22 protein-coding genes and 1 pseudogene are annotated in these 20,550 nt (G+C 45.5%); 7 read left to right on the forward strand and 16 right to left on the reverse strand.

The annotated features are described in order from the left end of the window. Positions 1 to 154 precede the first annotated feature (154 nt). Positions 155 to 499: a hypothetical protein gene (locus QUB35_RS34865; RefSeq protein WP_333146978.1), complete on the forward strand. Its 345-nt coding sequence runs from the start codon at positions 155 to 157 to the stop codon at positions 497 to 499. Positions 500 to 561: 62 nt separating this feature from the next. Then, the gene (locus QUB35_RS34870; RefSeq protein ID WP_333146980.1) at positions 562 to 1,101 is read left to right on the forward strand and encodes an AHH domain-containing protein; all 540 of its coding nucleotides are present in this window, start codon (positions 562 to 564) and stop codon (positions 1,099 to 1,101) included. Between the two features lie 152 nt (positions 1,102 to 1,253). On the opposite strand, the gene QUB35_RS34875 is transcribed toward QUB35_RS34870, so the two are convergent. From QUB35_RS34875 to QUB35_RS34895, 5 genes are all read right to left on the reverse strand, one after another. Continuing rightward, positions 1,254 to 1,571: a transcriptional regulator gene (locus QUB35_RS34875; protein ID WP_333146982.1), complete on the reverse strand. Its 318-nt coding sequence runs from the start codon at positions 1,569 to 1,571 to the stop codon at positions 1,254 to 1,256. Beyond that, complete coding sequence (locus QUB35_RS34880) at positions 1,543 to 1,887, reverse strand: type II toxin-antitoxin system RelE/ParE family toxin (protein ID WP_333146984.1); 345 nt, start codon at positions 1,885 to 1,887, stop codon at positions 1,543 to 1,545. The genes QUB35_RS34875 and QUB35_RS34880 overlap by 29 nt, the downstream gene beginning before the upstream one ends. A 240-nt stretch (positions 1,888 to 2,127) precedes the next feature. Beyond that, entirely contained in the window at positions 2,128 to 2,760 is a 633-nt protein-coding gene (locus QUB35_RS34885) for a type II toxin-antitoxin system antitoxin SocA domain-containing protein (protein WP_333146986.1), read from the reverse strand. 140 nt (positions 2,761 to 2,900) lie between these two features. Continuing rightward, positions 2,901 to 3,128 (reverse strand): hypothetical protein, encoded by a 228-nt coding sequence (locus QUB35_RS34890; RefSeq protein ID WP_445252091.1) that lies wholly within the window; start codon positions 3,126 to 3,128, stop codon positions 2,901 to 2,903. Next, on the reverse strand, positions 3,118 to 3,456 hold the full coding sequence (locus tag QUB35_RS34895) for a DUF6972 family protein (protein ID WP_333146990.1): 339 nt from the start codon (positions 3,454 to 3,456) through the stop codon (positions 3,118 to 3,120). Before QUB35_RS34895 ends, QUB35_RS34890 begins: the two co-directional genes overlap by 11 nt. Before the next feature lie 199 nt (positions 3,457 to 3,655). On the opposite strand from QUB35_RS34895, the gene QUB35_RS34900 reads away from it, so the two are divergent. Further along, positions 3,656 to 4,579: a fused MFS/spermidine synthase gene (locus QUB35_RS34900; protein WP_333146993.1), complete on the forward strand. Its 924-nt coding sequence runs from the start codon at positions 3,656 to 3,658 to the stop codon at positions 4,577 to 4,579. A 592-nt stretch (positions 4,580 to 5,171) separates the two neighbouring features. On the opposite strand, the gene QUB35_RS34905 is transcribed toward QUB35_RS34900, so the two are convergent. The 3 genes from QUB35_RS34905 to QUB35_RS34915 all read right to left on the reverse strand — a co-directional run bounded on the left by QUB35_RS34905 (position 5,172) and on the right by QUB35_RS34915 (position 6,890). Continuing rightward, positions 5,172 to 5,600 (reverse strand): heavy metal-responsive transcriptional regulator, encoded by a 429-nt coding sequence (locus QUB35_RS34905; RefSeq protein WP_333146995.1) that lies wholly within the window; start codon positions 5,598 to 5,600, stop codon positions 5,172 to 5,174. A 103-nt stretch (positions 5,601 to 5,703) separates the two neighbouring features. Then, positions 5,704 to 5,997, reverse strand: a complete 294-nt coding sequence (locus QUB35_RS34910) for a hypothetical protein (RefSeq protein WP_333146997.1) — start codon at positions 5,995 to 5,997, stop codon at positions 5,704 to 5,706. 722 nt (positions 5,998 to 6,719) lie between these two features. Continuing rightward, entirely contained in the window at positions 6,720 to 6,890 is a 171-nt protein-coding gene (locus QUB35_RS34915) for a hypothetical protein (RefSeq protein ID WP_172186391.1), read from the reverse strand. Positions 6,891 to 7,057: 167 nt separating this feature from the next. Between QUB35_RS34915 and QUB35_RS34920 the strand changes: the two genes are divergently transcribed. The 4 genes from QUB35_RS34920 to QUB35_RS34935 all read left to right on the forward strand — a co-directional run bounded on the left by QUB35_RS34920 (position 7,058) and on the right by QUB35_RS34935 (position 12,017). Continuing rightward, the gene (locus QUB35_RS34920) at positions 7,058 to 7,648 is read left to right on the forward strand and encodes a DUF3611 family protein (RefSeq protein ID WP_333146999.1); all 591 of its coding nucleotides are present in this window, start codon (positions 7,058 to 7,060) and stop codon (positions 7,646 to 7,648) included. Positions 7,649 to 7,805: 157 nt separating this feature from the next. Next, a complete protein-coding gene (locus tag QUB35_RS34925) occupies positions 7,806 to 8,954 on the forward strand; it encodes a helix-turn-helix domain-containing protein (RefSeq protein WP_333147001.1) in 1,149 nt (382 codons plus the stop codon). A 682-nt stretch (positions 8,955 to 9,636) separates the two neighbouring features. Further along, on the forward strand, positions 9,637 to 11,646 hold the full coding sequence (gene speA, locus QUB35_RS34930; protein WP_333147003.1) for a biosynthetic arginine decarboxylase: 2,010 nt from the start codon (positions 9,637 to 9,639) through the stop codon (positions 11,644 to 11,646). Positions 11,647 to 11,861: 215 nt separating this feature from the next. Then, positions 11,862 to 12,017: a hypothetical protein gene (locus tag QUB35_RS34935; protein ID WP_333147005.1), complete on the forward strand. Its 156-nt coding sequence runs from the start codon at positions 11,862 to 11,864 to the stop codon at positions 12,015 to 12,017. Between the two features lie 78 nt (positions 12,018 to 12,095). Here the strand turns inward: QUB35_RS34935 and QUB35_RS34940 are convergent, their stop codons facing one another. The 8 genes and pseudogenes from QUB35_RS34940 to QUB35_RS34975 form a co-directional block, all read right to left on the reverse strand. Then, positions 12,096 to 13,259: an NDP-sugar synthase gene (locus tag QUB35_RS34940; RefSeq protein WP_333147007.1), complete on the reverse strand. Its 1,164-nt coding sequence runs from the start codon at positions 13,257 to 13,259 to the stop codon at positions 12,096 to 12,098. 319 nt (positions 13,260 to 13,578) lie between these two features. Further along, positions 13,579 to 14,394 carry a segregation/condensation protein A gene (locus tag QUB35_RS34945; RefSeq protein WP_333147009.1) on the reverse strand — a complete coding sequence of 272 codons (816 nt, stop codon included), beginning with the start codon at positions 14,392 to 14,394 and terminating at the stop codon, positions 13,579 to 13,581. 233 nt (positions 14,395 to 14,627) lie between these two features. After that, positions 14,628 to 15,857 carry a transposase gene (locus QUB35_RS34950; RefSeq protein ID WP_333147011.1) on the reverse strand — a complete coding sequence of 410 codons (1,230 nt, stop codon included), beginning with the start codon at positions 15,855 to 15,857 and terminating at the stop codon, positions 14,628 to 14,630. Beyond that, positions 15,823 to 16,462 (reverse strand): annotated as a pseudogene (locus QUB35_RS34955) (IS607 family transposase). The gene QUB35_RS34950 and the pseudogene QUB35_RS34955 overlap by 35 nt, the downstream one beginning before the upstream one ends. 204 nt (positions 16,463 to 16,666) lie before the next feature. After that, positions 16,667 to 16,798, reverse strand: a complete 132-nt coding sequence (locus QUB35_RS34960; RefSeq protein WP_333147012.1) for a hypothetical protein — start codon at positions 16,796 to 16,798, stop codon at positions 16,667 to 16,669. 386 nt (positions 16,799 to 17,184) lie between these two features. Beyond that, a complete protein-coding gene (locus tag QUB35_RS34965) occupies positions 17,185 to 18,009 on the reverse strand; it encodes a DUF3153 domain-containing protein (RefSeq protein WP_333147014.1) in 825 nt (274 codons plus the stop codon). Between the two features lie 231 nt (positions 18,010 to 18,240). After that, on the reverse strand, positions 18,241 to 19,545 hold the full coding sequence (locus tag QUB35_RS34970; protein WP_333147016.1) for a metallopeptidase TldD-related protein: 1,305 nt from the start codon (positions 19,543 to 19,545) through the stop codon (positions 18,241 to 18,243). A gap of 138 nt (positions 19,546 to 19,683) precedes the next feature. Beyond that, on the reverse strand, positions 19,684 to 20,550 hold an 867-nt coding region (locus tag QUB35_RS34975; protein WP_333147018.1), incomplete at its 5' end, for a tetratricopeptide repeat protein.

A 20,550-nucleotide genomic window follows, 5' to 3' on the forward strand; every position in this document is an offset into this window, starting at 1 on the left:
AGGCTCTTTCTGCCCATTCTTGTGACTACTTTCCTATGCCTGACCTCATTCCCGAATTTCAGACCTGAATCCTTACAATACTTCAAAAGTGCTTTCTGGAATCTGGGAGGTACTTTGGTTTATACTGAAATTGTGTTTTAAAATCGCATTTGGAGTGGTATTTTGGGTAATTGCATTTGCTTTTGCACTTGGAGGGGTTAAACTTCCAAATCTTCCTGATTTTACTTCTAAACGAAGACCGGTAAAATTTGATCCTGATAAATATAGAAGTAATTTTCAAAATCTGACACTTCAAGAACTACTGAATGAATTTGGCGAACAATTGGATCAACTAGAACAGCAAGGTAAATTAAAACCTCAGCAGCAAGAAGTTATCCGTAAGATTCGTAAATTTGACCGTTCAAAGTATGACAAGCGTCTCCGAAATCTTTTTAATGATAATGAGATAGAGGAACTTTTAATGTTGATCTTGGTGTTACTTGGAGTTGAGGTGTCTTAATGTCAATGAAAAGATACTTTCATAATATTACGATCAAATCTAGCTCGCCACTGGTAAACTCTTTGAATATTGAGCCAGGAGATTATTGGGGAAAGTTTGATCCCTCTACAAAAAAGCTGCTTCTACAAAATAAAAAGGCAAAGAAGGATGGCGAAATACTTCAGTTAGATGTTACATTTGAAGAACTACTTGTTATACTTACGATGGCTGGTGGAATAATTGACGAGTCTAAACTAGAACTTGCTCGGGGATCTAAATTTTCTAGTAAAGAAAAAGGATTTGTCGCGCACCATGTTATACCAGTTGACGTATGGGCAAATAGCAGTTTGACACGTGCAGCAATAAACCACCACCTTTTTCATAAGGATCACGACACTGATATTAACCGTTTCCTTCTGTCAGTTACGTTCCATAAAGGGAGTCATCCAAGATACTCAAAATTTGTACACGACATTCTTGAAGAGGAATGGGATGACAAAAAAGATGACTTAATAGGAAATAATGGAGCTATGCAACAACTTTTGATCGACATTATTGATTATTTAAGAGATGAAATAAACAGATGGATAGAAGACGGAATTTGCTCAATTAATGATGTGTAGTTTAAAAAAGTTGAGTGATCGCCCTTTCTCTCCCTATTTTCTGCAAAAGCGTGATCGCCCTTTCTCTCCCTATTTTATGAAAAAGAGCGATCGTCCTTCCTTATTTCACCTAATTTCCAAGTGCCATCGATCCTAACTCCTTGATTAATTACCTATTTTACTGCGACAGCTAACTGCAACCCCAGTTTATCTAGTAGAGTTATCAAAGCATAAATTTCCTCGCCCCCATTCTCAGACAACATCCGATCGAGCTTCTCATATATAAGTTTAGCTTCTGTCGATAACTTATTCATCTGTAAATAAGCATCCACCACATCTTTAAGTCCTGCTCGCAGCAATTCAGGTTCGGGGCCTTCTGACTCCAATTCCAACATGGCCTCGATATAGCCAGCAGCACTTTCGGGGGTTTTTAAAGAAGAAATCAAGTATTCGTGGTAGCTTCTAGTTGTTGGCACTTTGAGTTCTTTCATAATCTCTCCAGTATTTTTTAGCTTGGCTAATATCTTGTTCTTGAGTGCTTTTATCACCGCCACATAGCAGCAACACAACTGTTAACCCGACTTGTCCAAAATACACCCGATAGCCTGGGCCATAATCAATTTTAAGTTCATAAACTCCCCCTCCTACTGAGCGATAATCTCCCAGATTGCCTAGCTCAACTCGCCTCAGTCGTTTCTTGATTTTAGATACAGTTTTCGTATCTTGAAAGGAATCAAGCCATCCTTCAAATGGACTTGTCCCATCGGCTTTCAGATAGTTCTGTACTTCTCGTGGTTGAGCTTCCATAATTTTAACACAGGCGATCAGGATTTTAATGAGATCGATCGCGTGTCATGTCACTACTTTTCGCAAGAGTATCCTAGCATAACTTGAGCTACCTGATTCATAGTAGCCTCATCGTTTATTATTTAGAAAATGAGTGCTTACCGATCGCGATCGCGAATTGAGAATTTTTCATTCTGAGTTTGCAGGTACTTGAACGAAAATCCCAAGCCTTCGGGCGATTTCGGTTGAGAAGGGACAATTTTAGACAGAGGTTTCTTCTTTGACACGACCAGAATAATATTTTTTCATCGATTCTTGAGAAATAATGGCATGACAAGATTCGTCTCTCTGCAAATTCCCTCTCGCTTCCAGCCAAGGCATTTCACTGCAAATCATTCGTTCCAAAGTTTCATCATCATACTCAAAATATGCCTCACCAACTTCTTCTATAAATTGCCCAATTTTTTGGGGAAGTTTCGGTTGTTCGATTTTCTCTGTAATTGGTTCCCAACTAAATTGGCATTGATACTTCTCCAATAAATCCGGAATAACTGGCCCGTGAATCCAGGCTTGAAAATCTGCATCAAAGAGTGGCTTGCCGTAAACTCCTAAATACCAAGCTTGAGCGTAATACAAGAGTTTTTGTAGCTTGTAGACGTTGATTGCTACATTATTTTGCGAAGCTAACCAAATGAAAGCATTTGCAATATCTCGATCGCTGATTTTTTCCGAATTAGTTGGAACCGCAACAACTTTCAGTTTGCCTTCGCCTATCTGTTCCAATAGTTCATAAACTGACAAGTTAAATTCTCCGGCAATTTGCTCAACTTTTTGCCAGACTGGAGAACTCACAGTTATTTGATATTCAGTTGTTATTGAGGTAGCTTGGGTCATGGCAGTTTTTAAAGCTGACTTAAATAATTGTAGCAAACATTGCGGAATAATGACCTAATAGCGATCGCCCTTACGTCCCAAATTGTCAAAAAGCGCGTGAAGCCAGCTATCCCGTAGGGAATCGCCCCTACATGAATTATTCAAGCTAACTCCGACACACTCAGCCGCCCTTCTACGGGTTCATACTCATCCTCTAAAAGCCAATACTGCGCCTCATCATAACTCTTACTAGAAAACACAACTTTATAACCCTCAGCCGGATCGTATATCTGACAATTTCCCTCAGCGTCACTTAGTAACAAAAGCAGATAAGGCGGTGAAAGATTTGGATCGATCCATACCTCTGTAAATTCCCAGTTATTCTTCACTAAATCGGCTTCGAGGCGTAACGTGGTATCGGTTTTCTGCATCAACTTTTATCTTTCCGTAGTAAAGTAAAAGACGGCTACCATCCGGGTCAACTCTATAACCAATTGATTCAGCAAAAAACATACCATAACGATCGTATCCCCGAATCGTACCTGTAAATTCTCCATCTTCTATTATGGCTTGAGCTACCTGATTCATAGTCGCCTCATCGTTAAAAATATGAGCAGCACGTCCTTTATTAAGCAGTCTTCTCATTTGTGGCGTGTCTGGCAAGTGTTTAGCAATGTGCCTGCTGTCAAGGGTGATTTGGCGATTAATTCCACTCATTAATTAATTACTGAGCATACAACTATGATTAAATCATGCGATCGCCCTTACGTCCCAACTTGTCACAAAGTGCGTGAAGCGCAGCACTCATGAACTACAATAAAGTACATAAAAAATTAGTCAGATATAACTGTAGCATATTTGGGGTTAAAGTTAAGATTCGTTTACCCTGAATCTAAAATCTAAAATCTAAAATCGTATGACTGATTATAAAGGCGATCGACAAACTAGCAATTTAGCAGCTATTCACCAACAAATCAATTGGCTTCAGCAACAGCCAGACGGCATCCTATTTCAACAAAACTCCGGCGCCAACTGCATCGCCGTAAAAAAAATAAACTCAGTGCTACTACTGCTTTTAGCAGACAGAGAAACCTTAATCACAAATGTAGCTCAATCAATCCTAGACCTCAACAATCCACTAAATTTAATCTTTCCCTATTCCCGATCCGTGCTGCTAGCATTAGTCTGGAAAACTCACCCCAAAAAAATCTATGTAATTGGATTTGGTGGCGGCACCCTCCCCAGAATTTTCCACCACTATTTCCCTAACGCGATAGTCGAATGTACAGATATTGACCAAAAAATAGTCGAAGTAGCTCAAAAATTTTTTGGCATTCAATTCGACGACAGACTCAAAGTAGCCATTCAAGACGGGCGCGAATATCTAGCCCAACAAGATTCCCCAGTAAAAAACGATATAATTATCGTGGATGCTGGTTTTGGCAGCGGCTATATGCCCTATAAATTGGTGACACAAGAATTTTACCAACTGTGCAAAACTCGCTTGTCAAGCGCAGGTGTTCTAGTTGTCCACCTGTTCCACAAACAAGAGTTTAATGCGGCAGCGGTGAAAACGATTCAAACTGTGTTCGCACAAGTTTATATATGCAATTTAGAAGCCGGCAACAGCGTTGTCATTGCGACTAATGCTCCCGATTTAGCTAAAAATGAAATTTTTTTGAAAGCCGAACTTATTCAAGATTTCCACAATTTAGGATTTTCCTTAATAGAAATGTCGCTCCACCTAAAAAAAGTAGCCCAATTTCCCGAATGGGTGAAAATTTGGGAAACGCTGCCAATTTTTACAGATGCTGAAATACCCGCCGGATATTTGGACTGATAAATATAGCAATCCTAAATGATTCAGATAAATTTGTAGGGGTAGTGCTACCCCTACTCCCCGTGCCTACCCCCTATCTATCGGGCAACCACGGGGGGATTGCCCCTACAATAATTATGCAAATGATTTAGGATTCCTATATACACAATTAGAGCTGTTAACCGAATCCCACAAAAAACTCTAATTGTAGGGTGCTTATGGGGGCACCATCGGGCTGTAGGGTGTTTAGGGGCGCACCATCGCTATGCCTTTAGCAAATCCCCACCAGTCAACAGTTGATACTACGAAACATCGCTCTAAAAAATACTTGACAGTGAAAATCTGGCGGTGTATTATAGAAGTAGTGCAAACAAGTAAAACCATGAGACTAAAAAGTTGGGAGTCTCCCCGCAGCGAGGGCAGAAACTCCAAAGGTAAAGGCGGCTCAGCCAGAGCTCGGCAACTCAAAAAGCAACAGCAAACTCTGCGAAAACAGTTAAAAGCTCAACACGATCGACCAAACGATCGACAAAACCACCCACAAAACCACCCACAAAACCATCAAGGGAAGGAAACCAATAATTCCTTCCCTTTTTTTGTATCTTTCCGCTGCTCAATCCCGCTGAATGTTCGGACAAATCGTGCTACTAATGCTCGCCTGCGAGGGTTGCTCTTGCCAGCAGTTGAGAATGCCTTGCAACTCCCCCTTCAAAGTTTCTAAGGCTGCAATTTGCACGGAAATTTCCTCAACCTTAGCCGTTAGATGCTGCTTCGCTTCCGAGCAAGGCAACTCTCCCCGATCGCGAACCTCTAAAATATCCTTAATTTCCTGCAGGCTCAAACCCAGAGTCTGAGATCGTTTAATAAACGCCAACCTGTTGAATACGGTTTCGCCAAACAAGCGATAACCAGCGGGCGATCGCTCCACCGCAGGAGACAGCAAGCCCATCTCCTCATAGTAACGAACAGTTTTTACCGACAAACCACTACAGGCAGCTACAGAGCCAATTTTGTACAGTTTCTCGGCAACAGAAATATTCATAAACCAAGCATCCAAGATCGAAAGACTTTCTTGCCCTATCTTTTGGTGCCTCAGATCCAGGGAGTCGATCGGCACATCGCCCAGTCACCATTGCGCGGTCATCTTAATAAGGAGGATTTTTTTTAGACACATTAAGCACCGGTAACTGAGGTCTAGAAGACTGAGGAGGAAGATAGTATTCGGGAGCAGGTGCGGTTTGTTCGGCTCCAGAGCGGTAAGATTGCCACCAGCGGAGAGCCATCGCCACCCCAGCGGTGCCAAGCCCAAAAGCCAATAAAGAGCCACTCGCACCGATACTGCCGATGGCGGCATCGACAACGCCCACTGTCACAACAAAGCTGGTAATTGGCTCTTTACGGTAAGCTGACCTCAAAAGTCGCGTCCACGAAGCATTCATTTGGTTTTACTCTGTTCTATATTTATTTACAAGCTCTAAAACTTAGAGTTGGCGGAACGATCGGGATTTCTAGCTCAAAGACTAGCTTCACCGAAAATCTGGGCGGAGCGTAGCGGAGGGCTGAAGCCCCGTCCTTCGCTCGACGGCTTTACATTGAATTAAATCCCCGCGGGGTGGAGGGGTATGGTGTCCCCTCCGAGAGGATATGGTTGTCCTCAAACACCCATTTCTGGGGTAAAGTTAGCTTCGCCAAAGTTATCGGTCGGTACTTTCCAAAGCGCACGTCCTTAAACCCCTTAGAGATGTTTAACGCTTTGGTTCTAGAGCAGTGAACTAGCTACGCATTCCCTGGTAGGAGCTTTAACGCTTGCCGATAACGTAGTCCTCAAGAGACTTAGGCTGGTCAGCTACCTAAAGTTGGAGGCTCGAAGCCCCCGTACTTCAGTCGGGGGTGCTGACCTAAATTCATCTTCTCGCCTGTGGGGAATTGTACGGGAGCGAGGCAAAATTGCCAAGCTTGTGAAATCAAAATTCCACCCCATATATACCTCCAAAAGCCAGCTATTGCATTCTGGAACAGAACTCTCTCGGCAGAGAAGTCGCTGGGCTTGTTTCTAATTAATATTTTAATCAATTCCCGAATTTGTCGCGGTCAGCAGAATTCACACCCGCTGCCGTTCCAGTCAAGACAAAGTGTAACGCTGACCGCGCCGTTGCTAAAATTAGTTGAGACCTAACCAGGACAGCAAGCCCTGGCCTGTGACATACTCGATAATTAAAGTTAGAGAAAAACCGATCATCGCGGCTCGACCGTTAAGGCGTTCCGCGTAGCTGTTGAAACCAAACTTTGGCTGTTCCAGTTTGGGGGTGACGGTGGGTTGTAGTTGTGTCATTGCTTTGGGTACCTGGCGATCGACGCTATTCAAATGTGAAATCCAATGTTAGTTACAAATCTTAAACATTGCTACTTCTATTATAAAGAGGGTTAACCGCCGTCAACCGTCCCCGAAGAGAAAAAACTGCTGCCAACTAATGCCAATTAATTATACCCACTCAAAATATGACTAATCAGTTAGATAACGATAAGCTTCCTGTCGCCGTACAGCGAGTAGCCTTTGCCCTTCGTACAACAGGCTGGGTTTGCTTCTGGGTACAGTTAGTGCTAGGGGTGGTAGCGGCGATCATTTTGCTCTTTGCCATCCCCTTCGCCCTCCCCAGGGCTACCGCCGGTGCGGGTTCAAACAGTGCCGGCACCGGCGGCGGCGTATTTTTTGCCATTTGCGGGCTGGCCGTACTCGCTTACAGCGTATATCGCTCTTTTCGCTTCACTCGCTTGTCGAGACAACTGCGATCGCCCGGTAACGCAGTCCGCCCCAAAAAAGCCGATACCATCAAAGAGGTGCGGCTGTCACTGATGAGCAACTTATCGGGAATGGTGCTGACGCTGATCGGCGCCGAAGCCATCAGCGGCACGCTTTTAGCCAAATCTCTAGCTCAGCCGCAAGCCTTGTTCGGTGCCGCAGTTGATGTGGGTCGATTTATTCAGCCCCTAGATATATTTGTCGTACTCGCCAATACTCACGCCACTGTTGCCCATTTTGTCGGGATTTTCGGATCTCTTTGGTTGCTAGATCGCATCCACAAACAGTAGTTATTGGTGAGGGGCAACCGATGCCCGATGCCCGATGCCCGATGCCCTGTTTGGCCGATACCCCACACTCCCACTCTCCCCCAACCCAAATCCGGAATCACTGCCAACCTGTCGAAGAACGTACTCAGATACCTTCTACCAAGACAACATGAATATCATGGCACTGAAACCCGAGACTTATTTTGGGGTGACAGATCACCCAACTATTGAAATTTCTCAAGAAAGTTTTCGTTCTGTCCTAGGTCAAATAGAAGCTGAACTCCTATGTAGCGACACCTATAGCCAAGCTCTAGCTAGCTTGCAAACAATGTTGGGCGAAGCAGCCTCCGCTGCCGAAATTTTAATTAGAGCAGTTAGCAGAGAAGCCGTCAAGCTCGCATTCGATCGATTTCCCAAACAAAACAAAATTGAACCGCAAGTAGCCCAAGACAGTTTTACTGCTGTAAGTCCCGCCTTTGAGACGGTGACAGAAATTCAAGAATTGGAGCCACCAGTAGCTGCTCCTGTCTTCTATTGGCGCAGCGCTAGTGTGGAAGCGCCGCCCCAAACCGAGTCCGACACTGAAACTTCCGATCGAGACACTAACACTTCTGAAGACAGCAAACAAGCGCCCCAAGACGAACTTAAAGTCGAGTCGGCTCCACCTGCAACTGTCACCGTCCCCGGAAAATTCTTCCCAGGGTTCGGTTTTCCCAAAAAGCCGAAAAAACTCACCAAGGAAGAAGAAGCAGCTTTAGCCGTTCAAGAGCGAGAAGAGTGCCTGCGGGAGTTGGGTAAAGAATTGCGTAAGGGACGGCAAATTCGCTCCCTATCCCTGCTGCAACTCCACAGTCAAACTCTCGTGCCGGTGCACCACATCGAATCGATCGAAAATGGGGAAATCGACAAACTGCCCCAAGATATTTACGTTAGAGGTTTTATCCGCAGACTGGGCGACGCCTTGGGACTAGACGGTAGCGCTATGGCGAATGCTTTGCCCAAACCCGATCCGAGTCCAATTCCCAGTATGTATGTGTCTGTTTCCGATTCCGACTCAGGCGAAGGCTTTCAAATGCGTCCGGTGCATTTGTACATCGGCTACACCGCTTTGATGGCTGGGGCTGTAGGGGGTTTGGGTTGGCTGTCGCAGCAACCCGTGGTGCCAGGAGCACAGGCAGTACCTCAACCGCAGGTGACACCGCCAGCCTCAGTTGCACCGGCTCAGAAGACCCCAGAAAAAGCACCTCAACCGGGCTTGAAGAAGTCTAATAACGGGGGATTGAGGGTGGGGGCTGACATGGCGCCGCCGGAGGTGATTTTTGGTTAGTGTGTGTCGGGCGAGCGATCGTCCGACAACTCTCTTGGCGCAGGTGAACTCTGAAACCGAGTTTCAGAGTTCACCTGCATAGGGACACTTGCTTGAAGAAATAAGTCCCGCAAAGCAAATACGGTTGAGATTGTAGTTCAATCCCCGCTTTTCATCTATCTGTAGAGTCAATTCTAAAATCTAAAATCTAAAATCTAAAATCTAAAATCGCCAGCCCCTGTACCCAAAGTGATTTTTCAACTGCATCAGGAAACTCGATATCTGCGATAAACTATCTATTTGACCACTCCTAAAAGAGGTTTCCCATAAGGTCAGTAACGAGCGGGCTAAAGCCACTGAGCTTGTAAGAGAGATCAAGCAAGCTGTGCTGACCAGCCTAAGTCTTAGCTGACTACGTTATTCAGGTCATAACACTCCTTGAATGCGACGCTAGTTTTCCGCTCTGTTGTTTACAGTTAAACAGTCTTAAAGTCACTCTCGACAGTGCTGTAAGCGTGACAAGCCTTTATAACCTTGGCGAAGCGAACATTACCCCGAAAGGGAGACGGGGCAACCATACCCCGTATTGGAGAGGCAATCATACCTCTCCAACCCCGCAAGGGGATTCAAGGCGATTGAAATCGCCGCGCCGTTTTCCTCTCTTGGCTCAAGCCAGTGAGTTTCCCACTTACCGAGTATTTTTATGAGTTCCCCAGCCACCGCTGCTTTCTCCGATCTCGATCCGCTATCGACTCACTCGCCAACAGTCACGAGTTCGGCGGCACCAGACACTGCTTTGGTAACGGCTGCTCAACTGCCACAAGCATCTTGGACAATAGAAGATAGTGAGAAACTCTACCGAATTCAAGGTTGGGGCGAACCGTATTTTTCGATCAATGCAGCCGGTCACGTTACAGTATCTCCCAAGGGCGATCGCGGCGGTTCCCTCGACTTGTGCGAACTGGTAGACTCTCTCAAACAGCGAAATTTGGCTTTGCCCCTGCTGATTCGATTTTCTGATATTTTGGAAGACCGGATCGAGCGCTTAAATTCGTGTTTTGCCAGAGCGATCGCTCGCTACAATTACAAAAATGTCTATCGCGGTGTCTTTCCAGTTAAATGCAACCAGCACCGACAATTAATTGAAGATTTGGTGCGTTTCGGTCAACCCCATCACTTCGGGCTCGAAGCCGGCTCGAAACCGGAATTAATGATAGCTTTGGCTACCTTAAAAAACCCAGGCGCTTTGTTAATTTGCAACGGTTACAAAGACCGCGAATACATCGAAACTGCTATTTTGGCGCAGCGGCTAGGGCAAACTTCCGTAATTGTGCTGGAGCAAATAGAGGAAGTAGAACTAGCAATCGCCGCCAGCAAAGCATTAGGAATTAAACCGATTTTGGGAGTGCGAGCCAAACTCACTACCAAAGGCGTTGGCCGCTGGGGAGTTTCCACGGGCGATCGGGCAAAATTTGGCTTGACAATTCCTGAAATTATCCGTGCAGTCGGCGAACTAGAAAAAGCTGGAATGCTCGATTGTTTGCAGTTACTGCACTTCCACATCGGCTCTCAAATTTCCTCAATTAGTGTCATCAAAGACGCCATTCGAGAAGCCAGCCACATTTATGTAGAATTAGCTAAATTGGGAGCTAATATGAACTACTTGGACGTAGGCGGTGGACTCGGCGTTGACTACGACGGGTCTAAAACAAACTTCCACGCTTCCAAAAACTACAATATGCAAAACTACGCTAACGACGTAGTAGCGGGAGTGAAAGATGCCTGCGACGAGCGCAAAATCCCGGTTCCAATTATCATTAGCGAAAGCGGGCGGGCGATCGCTTCTCACCAATCAGTGTTAGTTTTTGACGTACTCGGTACTAGCGATGTCCCCAGAGAACTACCCGAACCAGTAGATGAAAACGCGCACCAAATTCCGCGCAATCTCTACGAAATTTACCAATCCATCAGTCCCGAAAATTACCAAGAAGTTTATCACGATGCCATCCAATTCAAGGAAGAAGCCGTCAGTTTATTTAACTTAGGCTATTTGGGGATTGCGGAACGGGCGAAAACCGAACAGTTGTACTGGGCTTGCTGCGATAAGATACAGGCGATCGCGCGGCAAAATGAATACGTATCTGACGATTTGGAAGACTTAGAAAAGGTGATGGCGTCCATTTATTACATCAACTTATCGGTTTTTCAGTCAGTACCAGACAGTTGGGCAATTAACCAATTGTTCCCAATTATGCCAATTAACCGACTCGACGAAGAACCAACTCAACGCGGTATTTTAGCCGATCTCACCTGCGACAGCGACGGCAAAATCGACCAATTCATCGATTTGCGAGATGTGAAGTCGGTTTTGGAACTGCATACTCTCAAACCAGGAGAACCTTACTATTTGGCGCTATTTTTGGGAGGTGCTTATCAAGAAATTATGGGCAACCTTCACAACTTATTCGGCGATGCAAATGCAGTTCACATTCAGCTAACACCTTCTGGCTATCATATCGAACACGTTGTGAAAGGAGACACTATGAAAGAAGTCCTTAGCTACGTACAGTACGATTCAGAAAATTTGGTGGAAAGCATCCGCCGTCAGACAGAAGCAGCTTTGCAGCAAAATAAAATTACTCTTTCCGAGGCTCAACTTTTGCTGCAAAATTACGAGCGGAGTCTCAGCCAATATACTTATCTTCAGTCGTGAAATGTAGGGTGTAACTGAGATGTTGCACCACTGTCAAGAAGCCTTTTATGAACAGGCTTTCCGGCCTGTTCCACAAACAGTAGATTTTCTTGTGGAACAGGCATCTTGCGTGGGGTCGGGCGGGTTTATAGAACCTATTTGCAAGCTTTAAGGCTGTTGGCGAACCCGCCCCTACGGCTAATTGAGAATGGTGCAAGATCTCAGGTGTAACTGAGATGTTGCACCACTGTCAAGAAGCCTTTTATGAACAGGCTTTCCGGCCTGTTCCACAAACAGTAGATTTTCTTGTGGAACAGGCCGGAAAGCCTGTTCTTGAGAATGGTGGAAGATGTGAGGTGCAACCTAAGCACATTACCATAATTGAAAGCTGAGATCATAAACGTAAAAGTAGGGTGCGCTAGGCGCACCTTACCTTGAGCAATTAGCAATTAGCAATTAGCAATTAGCAATTATCCACCATGACCGAGAATTTCAGATATCGCCCGCCGCTCTTCTCCGTGTTGAGTCGGTAAAACTTGGCGAGCGTCAGTAATCAGCCAATCGAGAGCCGCCGCTTGCAAATCGATCGCAGCCCCGGTTTTATCAACGCAGTAGCGCCCGAACACCAGTTTGTCAACCAACCGCACCTCCGGGCCCAAACGGGAATACTCAAAAATCACGCTGTTTTCCACAGTTGCGCCACTGCAAAGCCAACAATTTGGGCCGATCATTGTCGGGCCGATAATTTTTGCTCCATCCTCAATGATCGTCATCCCGCCAATGTAAACAGGCCCAGTAATATCAACCTTGTCCCAGTTGACAGCTACATTCAAACCAGCGTAAATGCCGGGGCGTACTTCAATTCCCGGAATCGAAACATTTTTAACTTGTCCCAGGAGCACGCTCTGAATTGCCCGCCAATAGTCAGGAACTTTGCCGATATCCACCCACTCAAAGTCCATGCTAATCCCGTAAAAAGGCGCGCCTTCTGCTACTAGCTTGGGAAATAACTGCGAACCGATATCGTATTCCTGGCCCGAAGGGATGTATTTGAATATTTCCGGTTCAAAAATATAAATACCAGTGTTAATGTCGGTACTCAGAGCTTCCTCTACAGAAGGTTTTTCTTGGAAATCTTTAATTTTGCCAGACTCGTCTGTTACCACCACTCCGTAACTGGGAACCTCCTCGCGGGGAACCGATTTCATAACAATAGTAGCGATCGCCCCTTTTTCCCGGTGCCACTTCACAGCAGCAGTCAAGTCCAAGTCAATCAAAGCGTCGCCGCACAGCACCACAAAAGTATCGTCAAAAAACGGCGAGAAGTCCTGAATTCGTTTCATGCCACCAGCCGAACCGAGAGCCTCTCCAATCAGTTCTCCCTCCTCAATTCGCCCCTCAAAAGAATAGGCAATTTGTACCCCAAACTTTTGACCGTCGCGAAAGTAGTTTTCAATCACGTCTGCCAGGTGGGAAACATTGACCATAATCTGGTCAAATCCGTGCTGGCGCAGCAATTCAACCAAAAACTCCATCACTGGCTTTTGCAGGATGGGAATCATCGGTTTGGGTATTGTCTGAGTAATAGGACGGACGCGAGTGCCTTTACCGGCCGCCAGAATCATCGCTTTCATTATTAACTTCCTCAACCCTCTTTTAATTGATATCAACTGAACAATACAATTAGATGCTAGCGGTTGCGATCGAATCGATCGAGCACAGCAAAATCCTGACCAGTTTATAGGCGACATCGTACCAGGCTATCAATCATTTATCCCCAATTTACCTAGATTTAAGAAACCAGGAATAGGGAATCACCAAGAACTTCGCACTGCCGCTCTCCGCATTCGGGGCTCAGCAACAGAATGCCATAGAGCGAGATTCTGCCTGGAATCTTAACCGACGCAGTGGCATAGTTATTAGTTTCCCCCCAGAACCTAATACCCTGCAAGCTCAAAGCGCGCGGATTTTGAGGTCTTGGTAAAACTCCTCTTGAAGCAACTCTACTTTAGACTGAGCCGATAGCAGCAACAACGCCCAAAAAATACCCACCCGGTCATGATTTGGCAAGTGAACTTCCCCAGTCGATACCGGAGGTTCTGAATGGACAGGAGAGTGCGAGTCGTTATGATGCCAGAGCTCTAGCAATGTGTCCAAGTCCAGCCAACCCTCGTCAATTTCCGCGCCCCGCTGAGCCAGAAACCGTTCGAGTTCACTAGCAGTTTCTACGAGATTTTCTTGGTGAGCTAGCTCAAAGATAGCTTGGGCCGCTTGCGATCGCATTTTTGAGGTAGGGCGGCGCCGGGGGGTAACTGTCTGCTGCTCCATTGCTGCTTTCATTAGCTGCAACTGCTCAATCAGTTCTGGGAGTGTCACCGGGCGTTTTTGCGGTAGTTGAGCTACACCGCGACGGCGCAATTGCCGTTCTAAATGCTGCGGCAAGTGTCGCCCGCCTGAGTGCTCTGCGTCTTCTACTGCCGGCTCGTCGGCGTCGGGATTCGCGGGGGGTTCGGAGAGGACGATACTTTCTGCTTTGAGCAACACCAGCATTGAAGCGTACAAAAACGCTTGGCCGGAGTGGGACAAATCGGAGAAATCCTTACTCTGATCAGTATCGCAGGCGTTCGTAAGCTTGCTCAGACATCGATCGAACACTTCAATTACCTTAACGTCCCAAGGATCGATTTCTCCCCGTTCGGCTAGGTCAATTAAAATTGCGATCCCCTCGGAAATCGTTTCTAAGCCATCTTGGTCTCGGGAAACGGCCATTCGATTTTAGATTTTAGATTTTAGATTTTAGATTTTAGATTTTAGATTTTGGCTCTGAGAAAATCAGAGAGCATATCAAATTAATTGGCGGTCATTTCAGCATTTGTGCCCTCACTTGCTGCTATTTCTAAACTTATCGGTTCTGCACTTTCTAACAAAGGTTGTTTGCCTTCTACTTCGGCTTTATAGCGTTCAAGATTTTGTTCTAATTCCTGAATCCGCTGCTGATACTTTTAATCCAGACAATCTCCGACAATCGGCGAAAATCTGAATATAGCATACTCATCAGACAGGTCCCAGAGCATGGTGGTATCCCACAAAGCTTTGAGAAAAATCCCCAAAGCACCATTAAAATCGCGGGGTATTTCATAACCACAATTGGGACATTTAAAACTTTTAGAGCCACCCAATTTTTTGTGAATATGACCGCATTTTGTACAAGTTTTAGAAGTGTATTCTTCAGTCACCCTAACCAATCTCGAACCGTAACGATTACAGAGATGTTCTAAAGTTTGCGAGAATTGATAGAATGCCCAAGTCATCATCGCCCTCGCTGACTTAGAATTAAGTTTGCGACTACCTCTTGCCACCATTTGAGAAGTTTCAAAAGTCGGCAAATAAATGACATCGTAATTTCGAGCCAAGTAACTTGCTACTTGTTTGTGGATTTCAGACCGCAGATTTTTAATCTTCGTCCTCACCCTTTCCATAGCTTGTTTTAATCGATAGCGTAATCGAGAAAACTCGCTACCTTTTGAGCGGCTAAGTTTTGATTGCATCTGATCCAAGTGTTGACACAACCTAGCAATCTTCCCAAAGTCATGTTTCCCAAATTCACTAAAATAATTGCCATCAAATCCGGTCAAGAAACAACGCAGTCCGGGATCGAGTGCGATGGTTTTTCCACCATTTCTCGGCTCCGGGATATCCATCTCTACGGGCATATTCACGAACCAGCGTCCCTTGTTATAGGTAACTTCTACGGCTTTGTCGTACTTAACTAAGCAATAACCTTGTCCAGTCCAGAGGGGCTTTTCCAGGTGTTTGCTAGCATTAGCCATTACATGACCATTCTTGTAATCACCCGGGTCGAACTGAATTGTTTGTTTCTGGGAGCGGATTGACCTGAATCGAGCTAACTTCAGTCCGACTAAAGGATTGGGTTTTGCCTTTTTTCCTTTACCTAATTGAGCGGGCTGCTTGTCAGTCTTCTTCCAAGCTGTATAAGCCTCGAAAAGGGCGTTATCCAAACTGTGTGCTATTCCTAACTCTTTACACCATTCCGGGATTATCTCGTAATCTAGAGTTTTGCAAAAACTCCGAAATGCTTGCTTGCCGGAAGTTTTCCCAACTGGCTGATTAGTCTTTTTATCTACAGTGTAGTAGGTAAACTTTCCCTGGTGTTTATTCAGGTAAGCGATTGCATTATTATACACTTTTCGATTGGCATGAATCCTCAACATCCAGACTTTCTTCGTCTCCCCCTTTGGATAGACTCGGTACGTCAGAGTCTTCAATGATTTGCTTTTTGTACTTTCTGAGTCCGTAAAGTCGGCAACGGTCGCCGTGGATGATTGCGAGTATGTCTTCAACCATTTCTCTTTCTGGACTAAGTGAACTATTGTTGAGAACCAAAATCTTACACCCGCCCCGCTCCGCAAACCATGAGATAATATCGAATCCGAACCTGCATAATCTATCTTTTGAGGCAACGACAACCATTCCGATGTCGCCTGTGTAAATGTGTTCCAATAGGGCGATAAGACCTTTTCTTTTGAAGTTGATGCCACTCCCGATGTCTTGGATGATTTCGCATCCGGGGTAGTGAGACAGAAGACAGTCAGCCTGTCGGAGAAGGTCGGCTTTTTGACTTCGACTGCTAACTCTGGCGTAGAGGATGGTTGGTTTAGTAGATGGAATATTGACAACTGAGTCTCCGTCGTAGCGTCGCTGTCCTGATGGTGTTCTGTACGCTTTGATTTTCCCTTCTTTCTCCCACCGCTAAGCGTGTTTTTGAACATACTCCGAGTCGTTGAATAGCGATTCTTGGTGGTACATATTTGGACATATCTGGGTTTGGTTAGGTGAATTATTCCAGCCTACACCAATTGTCTAATTTATAACGGAAATGTCTAAGAAAAGCCCGTCCTAGGGATTACTCTTTTTCGCGAACTTGGCGAATCTCTTGGCGCGAGGCGAGGGTTCGCTGCATTCTCGACGACAGACTGAACAGCCACGCTAGTGTTGCCCCTAATCCGGTCGCTACAATTAGTTATACGCACAGCGGAGCTTTAACTTGGACGCCTTCGATAACTTGAATCGCGACTGGCTGTGTATTTTCGATGCTGAATAATACTAGAGCCAAGCAAATCAGAAAGATGAAGAAGAAATTTAGCGATCGCATTTTCTCTGTTCCTAATTCTCAATTCAGCTTAAGCAAATCATTTACTATTTGTCAACTGTTTTTTGACAGATATTCTCAGTTTTTTTGATAAAATCAAATCGGGTCAATTAACCATAATATCCGGGGAGGGGCGGGTTTATTGCAGCTCTGAGAGTTCATTTAAGAGATTGATTAAGCCGCCCCTCTAGGACATATCCTGGGAGCATCTCACCTTTGCAGCCCTCCGCTAGAAATTGGAGTTTTGAGGCAGGAGGCAGGAGGCAGGAGGAAGAAGGAAAGAGGAAGAAGGAAAGAGGAAGAAGGAAAGAGGAAGAAGGAAGGAGCCAGAAGAAGGAAGGAGCCAGAAGAAGTATTTTTACAAATATGAGATGCTCCCCATATCCTCTTTAGGTTTGACCGATGTTTTGGGGTTTCTTGCCGATTCCAAGTGCTGGCAATATTTGATATTTCAAAGCAATGCCCGCCGCCACAAATAAGGCAATAATCAGCGCCCCAATTCCTACGGGACTGGGAATCCAGAATATCGCCTCCAAATAGTTAACTTCTCCGGGTTTGAGCTTCCAAACTAACTGTTTTCCTTGCTGAGAGCTTTCGGGAACCAGGGCACCGGCGACAGTTTCAATACTTTCGGCGCCCCAAGGCGTGTTCAAGCTAAAGTCTAGCTCCAAAAGTCCCCCCGGACTCAGCAGCAGACTGCCATTAGAAGAAAGCAGTGAAAGAGAGCGCAAATCCAATTCCAAACTCAACCGATTTCGCAGCACCAATAATAAATTATTCTGCTTGACACTAAGGTGAGATTCAAACTTCGGCAAATCTGTTTCTAGCGGACTTGAAACCCGATATTGTGTGGTTGGTGCGACGGGATTGTAAAATTGGTTGAACTTGTCTTGCAACTCTGATCCATTATTGAAAGGAATCCTCACTAAAACTTCTGTGGGCGAAAGCCGTTTAGTTTTTCCGTCCAGCAACCTCACCCGGCGTTCTACGCTTTTCAACCATTCTGCAACAGTTTCGCTACTGAAGCTCGTCAACCTTTCCCCCAGTTTAATGTGCTGCACGATTTCGCCACGAGTTTGACTCTCAAAGTTAACCCCGACATCGTACTGAACGCATCCAGTCACTAGAGTTAAAAGGCAAAAAACCAAAGGTAAAAGAAAGAAAAAGTGCTTTTTCTTCTTCCCAGTTCCATCCTTGACATTTGGCTCTTTCATTATAAATTTTTCCCTGTTTTTACCTATTTGCATGAATTAGCAAAGCGTTGAATTGCCGACACTGTTTCTATGTTTGTTTAACTGGTTTTAACTGGTTAACTGGTTCCTAGGCTCTGCCTGGGAACCCATGTCCAGAGGCTTTGCCTCGCAAGCTTTCATCCAAATTCGAGGCAGAGCCTCATGATATGTATTACCAGGCAGAGCCTGGTAACGAGTAAAACCGCACTGAACTTATTGCCTCGAAGCTACACCCAACTGTTGAAACAGCATACTCGGCAAATAGGCTGCACCGCCTACCCATTCGGCTTCGCTACTCAAATCTGCCAAATTTTTAAAGGCTTCAAAAATGCTGCCTGCCACCATTGTATTCTTGACGCGACCCACAATTTTGCCTTTTTCTACTTTATAGCCTAAGTCCAAATTGACCGAAAATTCGCCAGCTAACTGATTGGACTGACCGGCACCTAAAACCTGCTCTACTATGAGACCTTCGTCCATGCTAGCAATCAAGTCTTGAGTGGCGGTATTTCCTGGGGAAATGCAAAAGTTAGTCAAATCAGGGCCTGGGCGAGACAATCCGCCACGAAAACCGTTGCCGGTTGATTGTACACCGGCGCGAGCGGCCCACCTGCGATCCCAATAAAATCCGGTGACAGTACCTTTGTCTATCAAGACTTTGCGGGTGGTGGGTGTACCTTCGTCGTCAAAGGGACAAGCAGAAGGGCCTAAAGTGGGGTCTTCAAAAAAGGTAAAGCGTTCGTCAAATAAGGTTTCGCCGATTTTGTCGGCTAGGGGAGAGGCTTTTTGAACTACTGCTTGACCTGAAAGGATGGTATCAAAGAGGCCACCGAGGGTGCTAGCGGCTGCTCTGGGGGTAAATAATACTGGGTAGGAACCGCTGGTGATGGTGGCTGAATGTTCTGCGAGGCGGTATTTTTCGAGGAGTGATTCGAGGATGCTGTTGGTGTCTAGGGGACGATCGCGCGCTACGTCGTAACTGTATGCTTGCATAAAATCTTCTCCCTTTACCAAATTTCCGGCAATAGTGCCGCTGACTATTTGGCTGCTTCTTTCGGCATACAAATCTTGCGTGGTGGCAATTTTCACTCTACCGCTGCGGACGTGAAAGCCAACATCTACCATAATATCGGGATTGTAGGCGTGAACTTGCTCGATGAGGTTTTTGCCGTTTTCGACTAATTCTTGAGTTGTGGGCGGAGTGTAGGTGGTTTCCGGGCCTTTTAGGTGGAAGTTGGAGGCGAGTTCAAATTCTGCGGGGTCGCCGATTTCGGCTGTTTGAATCGCTGCATCTACTAAATCGTCTATCCGCGTTAAGTCTGTGGAACTGGCAAAACCGATTTTGCCGTTGTAAATCAGCCGGAGTGCGACGCCTTGCAGTGCTTTGGTTTGCAGGGATTTGAGGCGATTGTTTTCAAATTCGATCGGCGTGTCTTGGCTGGATAGATAATATACTTCAGCGGCATCAGCACGCTGGCGGGCTAATTGCAAAATCCGGTCTACGGTGGAATCGCTCACAATAATCGCCTTTTTGGTTTGGTCTTTTTTTTATTTTAGCGATTTAGGGTGTGGCCAGAAACCGGGTTTTTTCCCAGAATATCGATACACCACCGAAAAGCTGCGAAAAACCCGGTTTCTTTAGTCGAAGTGCATCCATCAATCCCCAGCCATCTGCTGAACCATAGCAATAATTTCTCTCACTGTCTGCGCGTCGGGCGATCGCAAATGCTGTAAAATCTCCAAAGATTGCTGTAAATAATTCAAAGCTTTCTCAAAATCTCCCTGCGATGCTAACAATTGTCCTAAGATTGCGAAACTAGCAGCTTTCCCTCGAACATTGCCAATCTTTTCCTCAAGTTCCAGAGATGCTTCATAAAGTGCGATCGCCTTTGCTACTTCCCCTTGATGGGCATAAATTCCTGCTAGTTCGTGCAAAGTAGCAGCCTTCCCTTGAAGATTGCCAATCTTTTCCTCAAGTTCCAGAGATTGTTCATAAAATGCGATCGCCTTTGCTACTTCGCCTTGATGGGCATAAATTCCTGCTAGTTGGTGCAAAGTAGCAGGTTTCCCTTGAAGATTGCCAATCTTTTCCTTAAGTTCGAGAGATTCTTCATAAAATGCGATCGCCTTGGCTACTTCCCCTTGAGCCGCATAAATTCCTGCTAGATTGTGCAAAGTAGCAGCTTTCCCTTGAACATTACCAATCTTTTCCTGAAGTTCGAGAGATTGTTCAGAAAATGCGATCGCCTGTTCTACTTCCCCAAGATTTGCATAGATTATTGCTAGACAGTGCAAAGTAGCAGCTTTCCCTTGAACATCGCCAATCTTTTCCTCAAGTTCCAGAGATGCTTCATAAAGTGCGATCGCCTTTGCTACTTCCCCTTGAGTCGCATAAATTATTGCTAGATTGTGCAAAGTAGCAGCTTTCCCTTGAACATCGCCAATCTGTAAGGATTCAGGTCTGAAATTCGGGAATGAGGTCAGGCATAGGAAAGTAGTCACAAGAATGGGCAGAAAGAGCCT

This window comes from Microcoleus sp. B13-B6 (assembly GCF_036705405.1).
Classification (GTDB): Bacteria; Cyanobacteriota; Cyanobacteriia; order Cyanobacteriales; family Microcoleaceae; genus Microcoleus.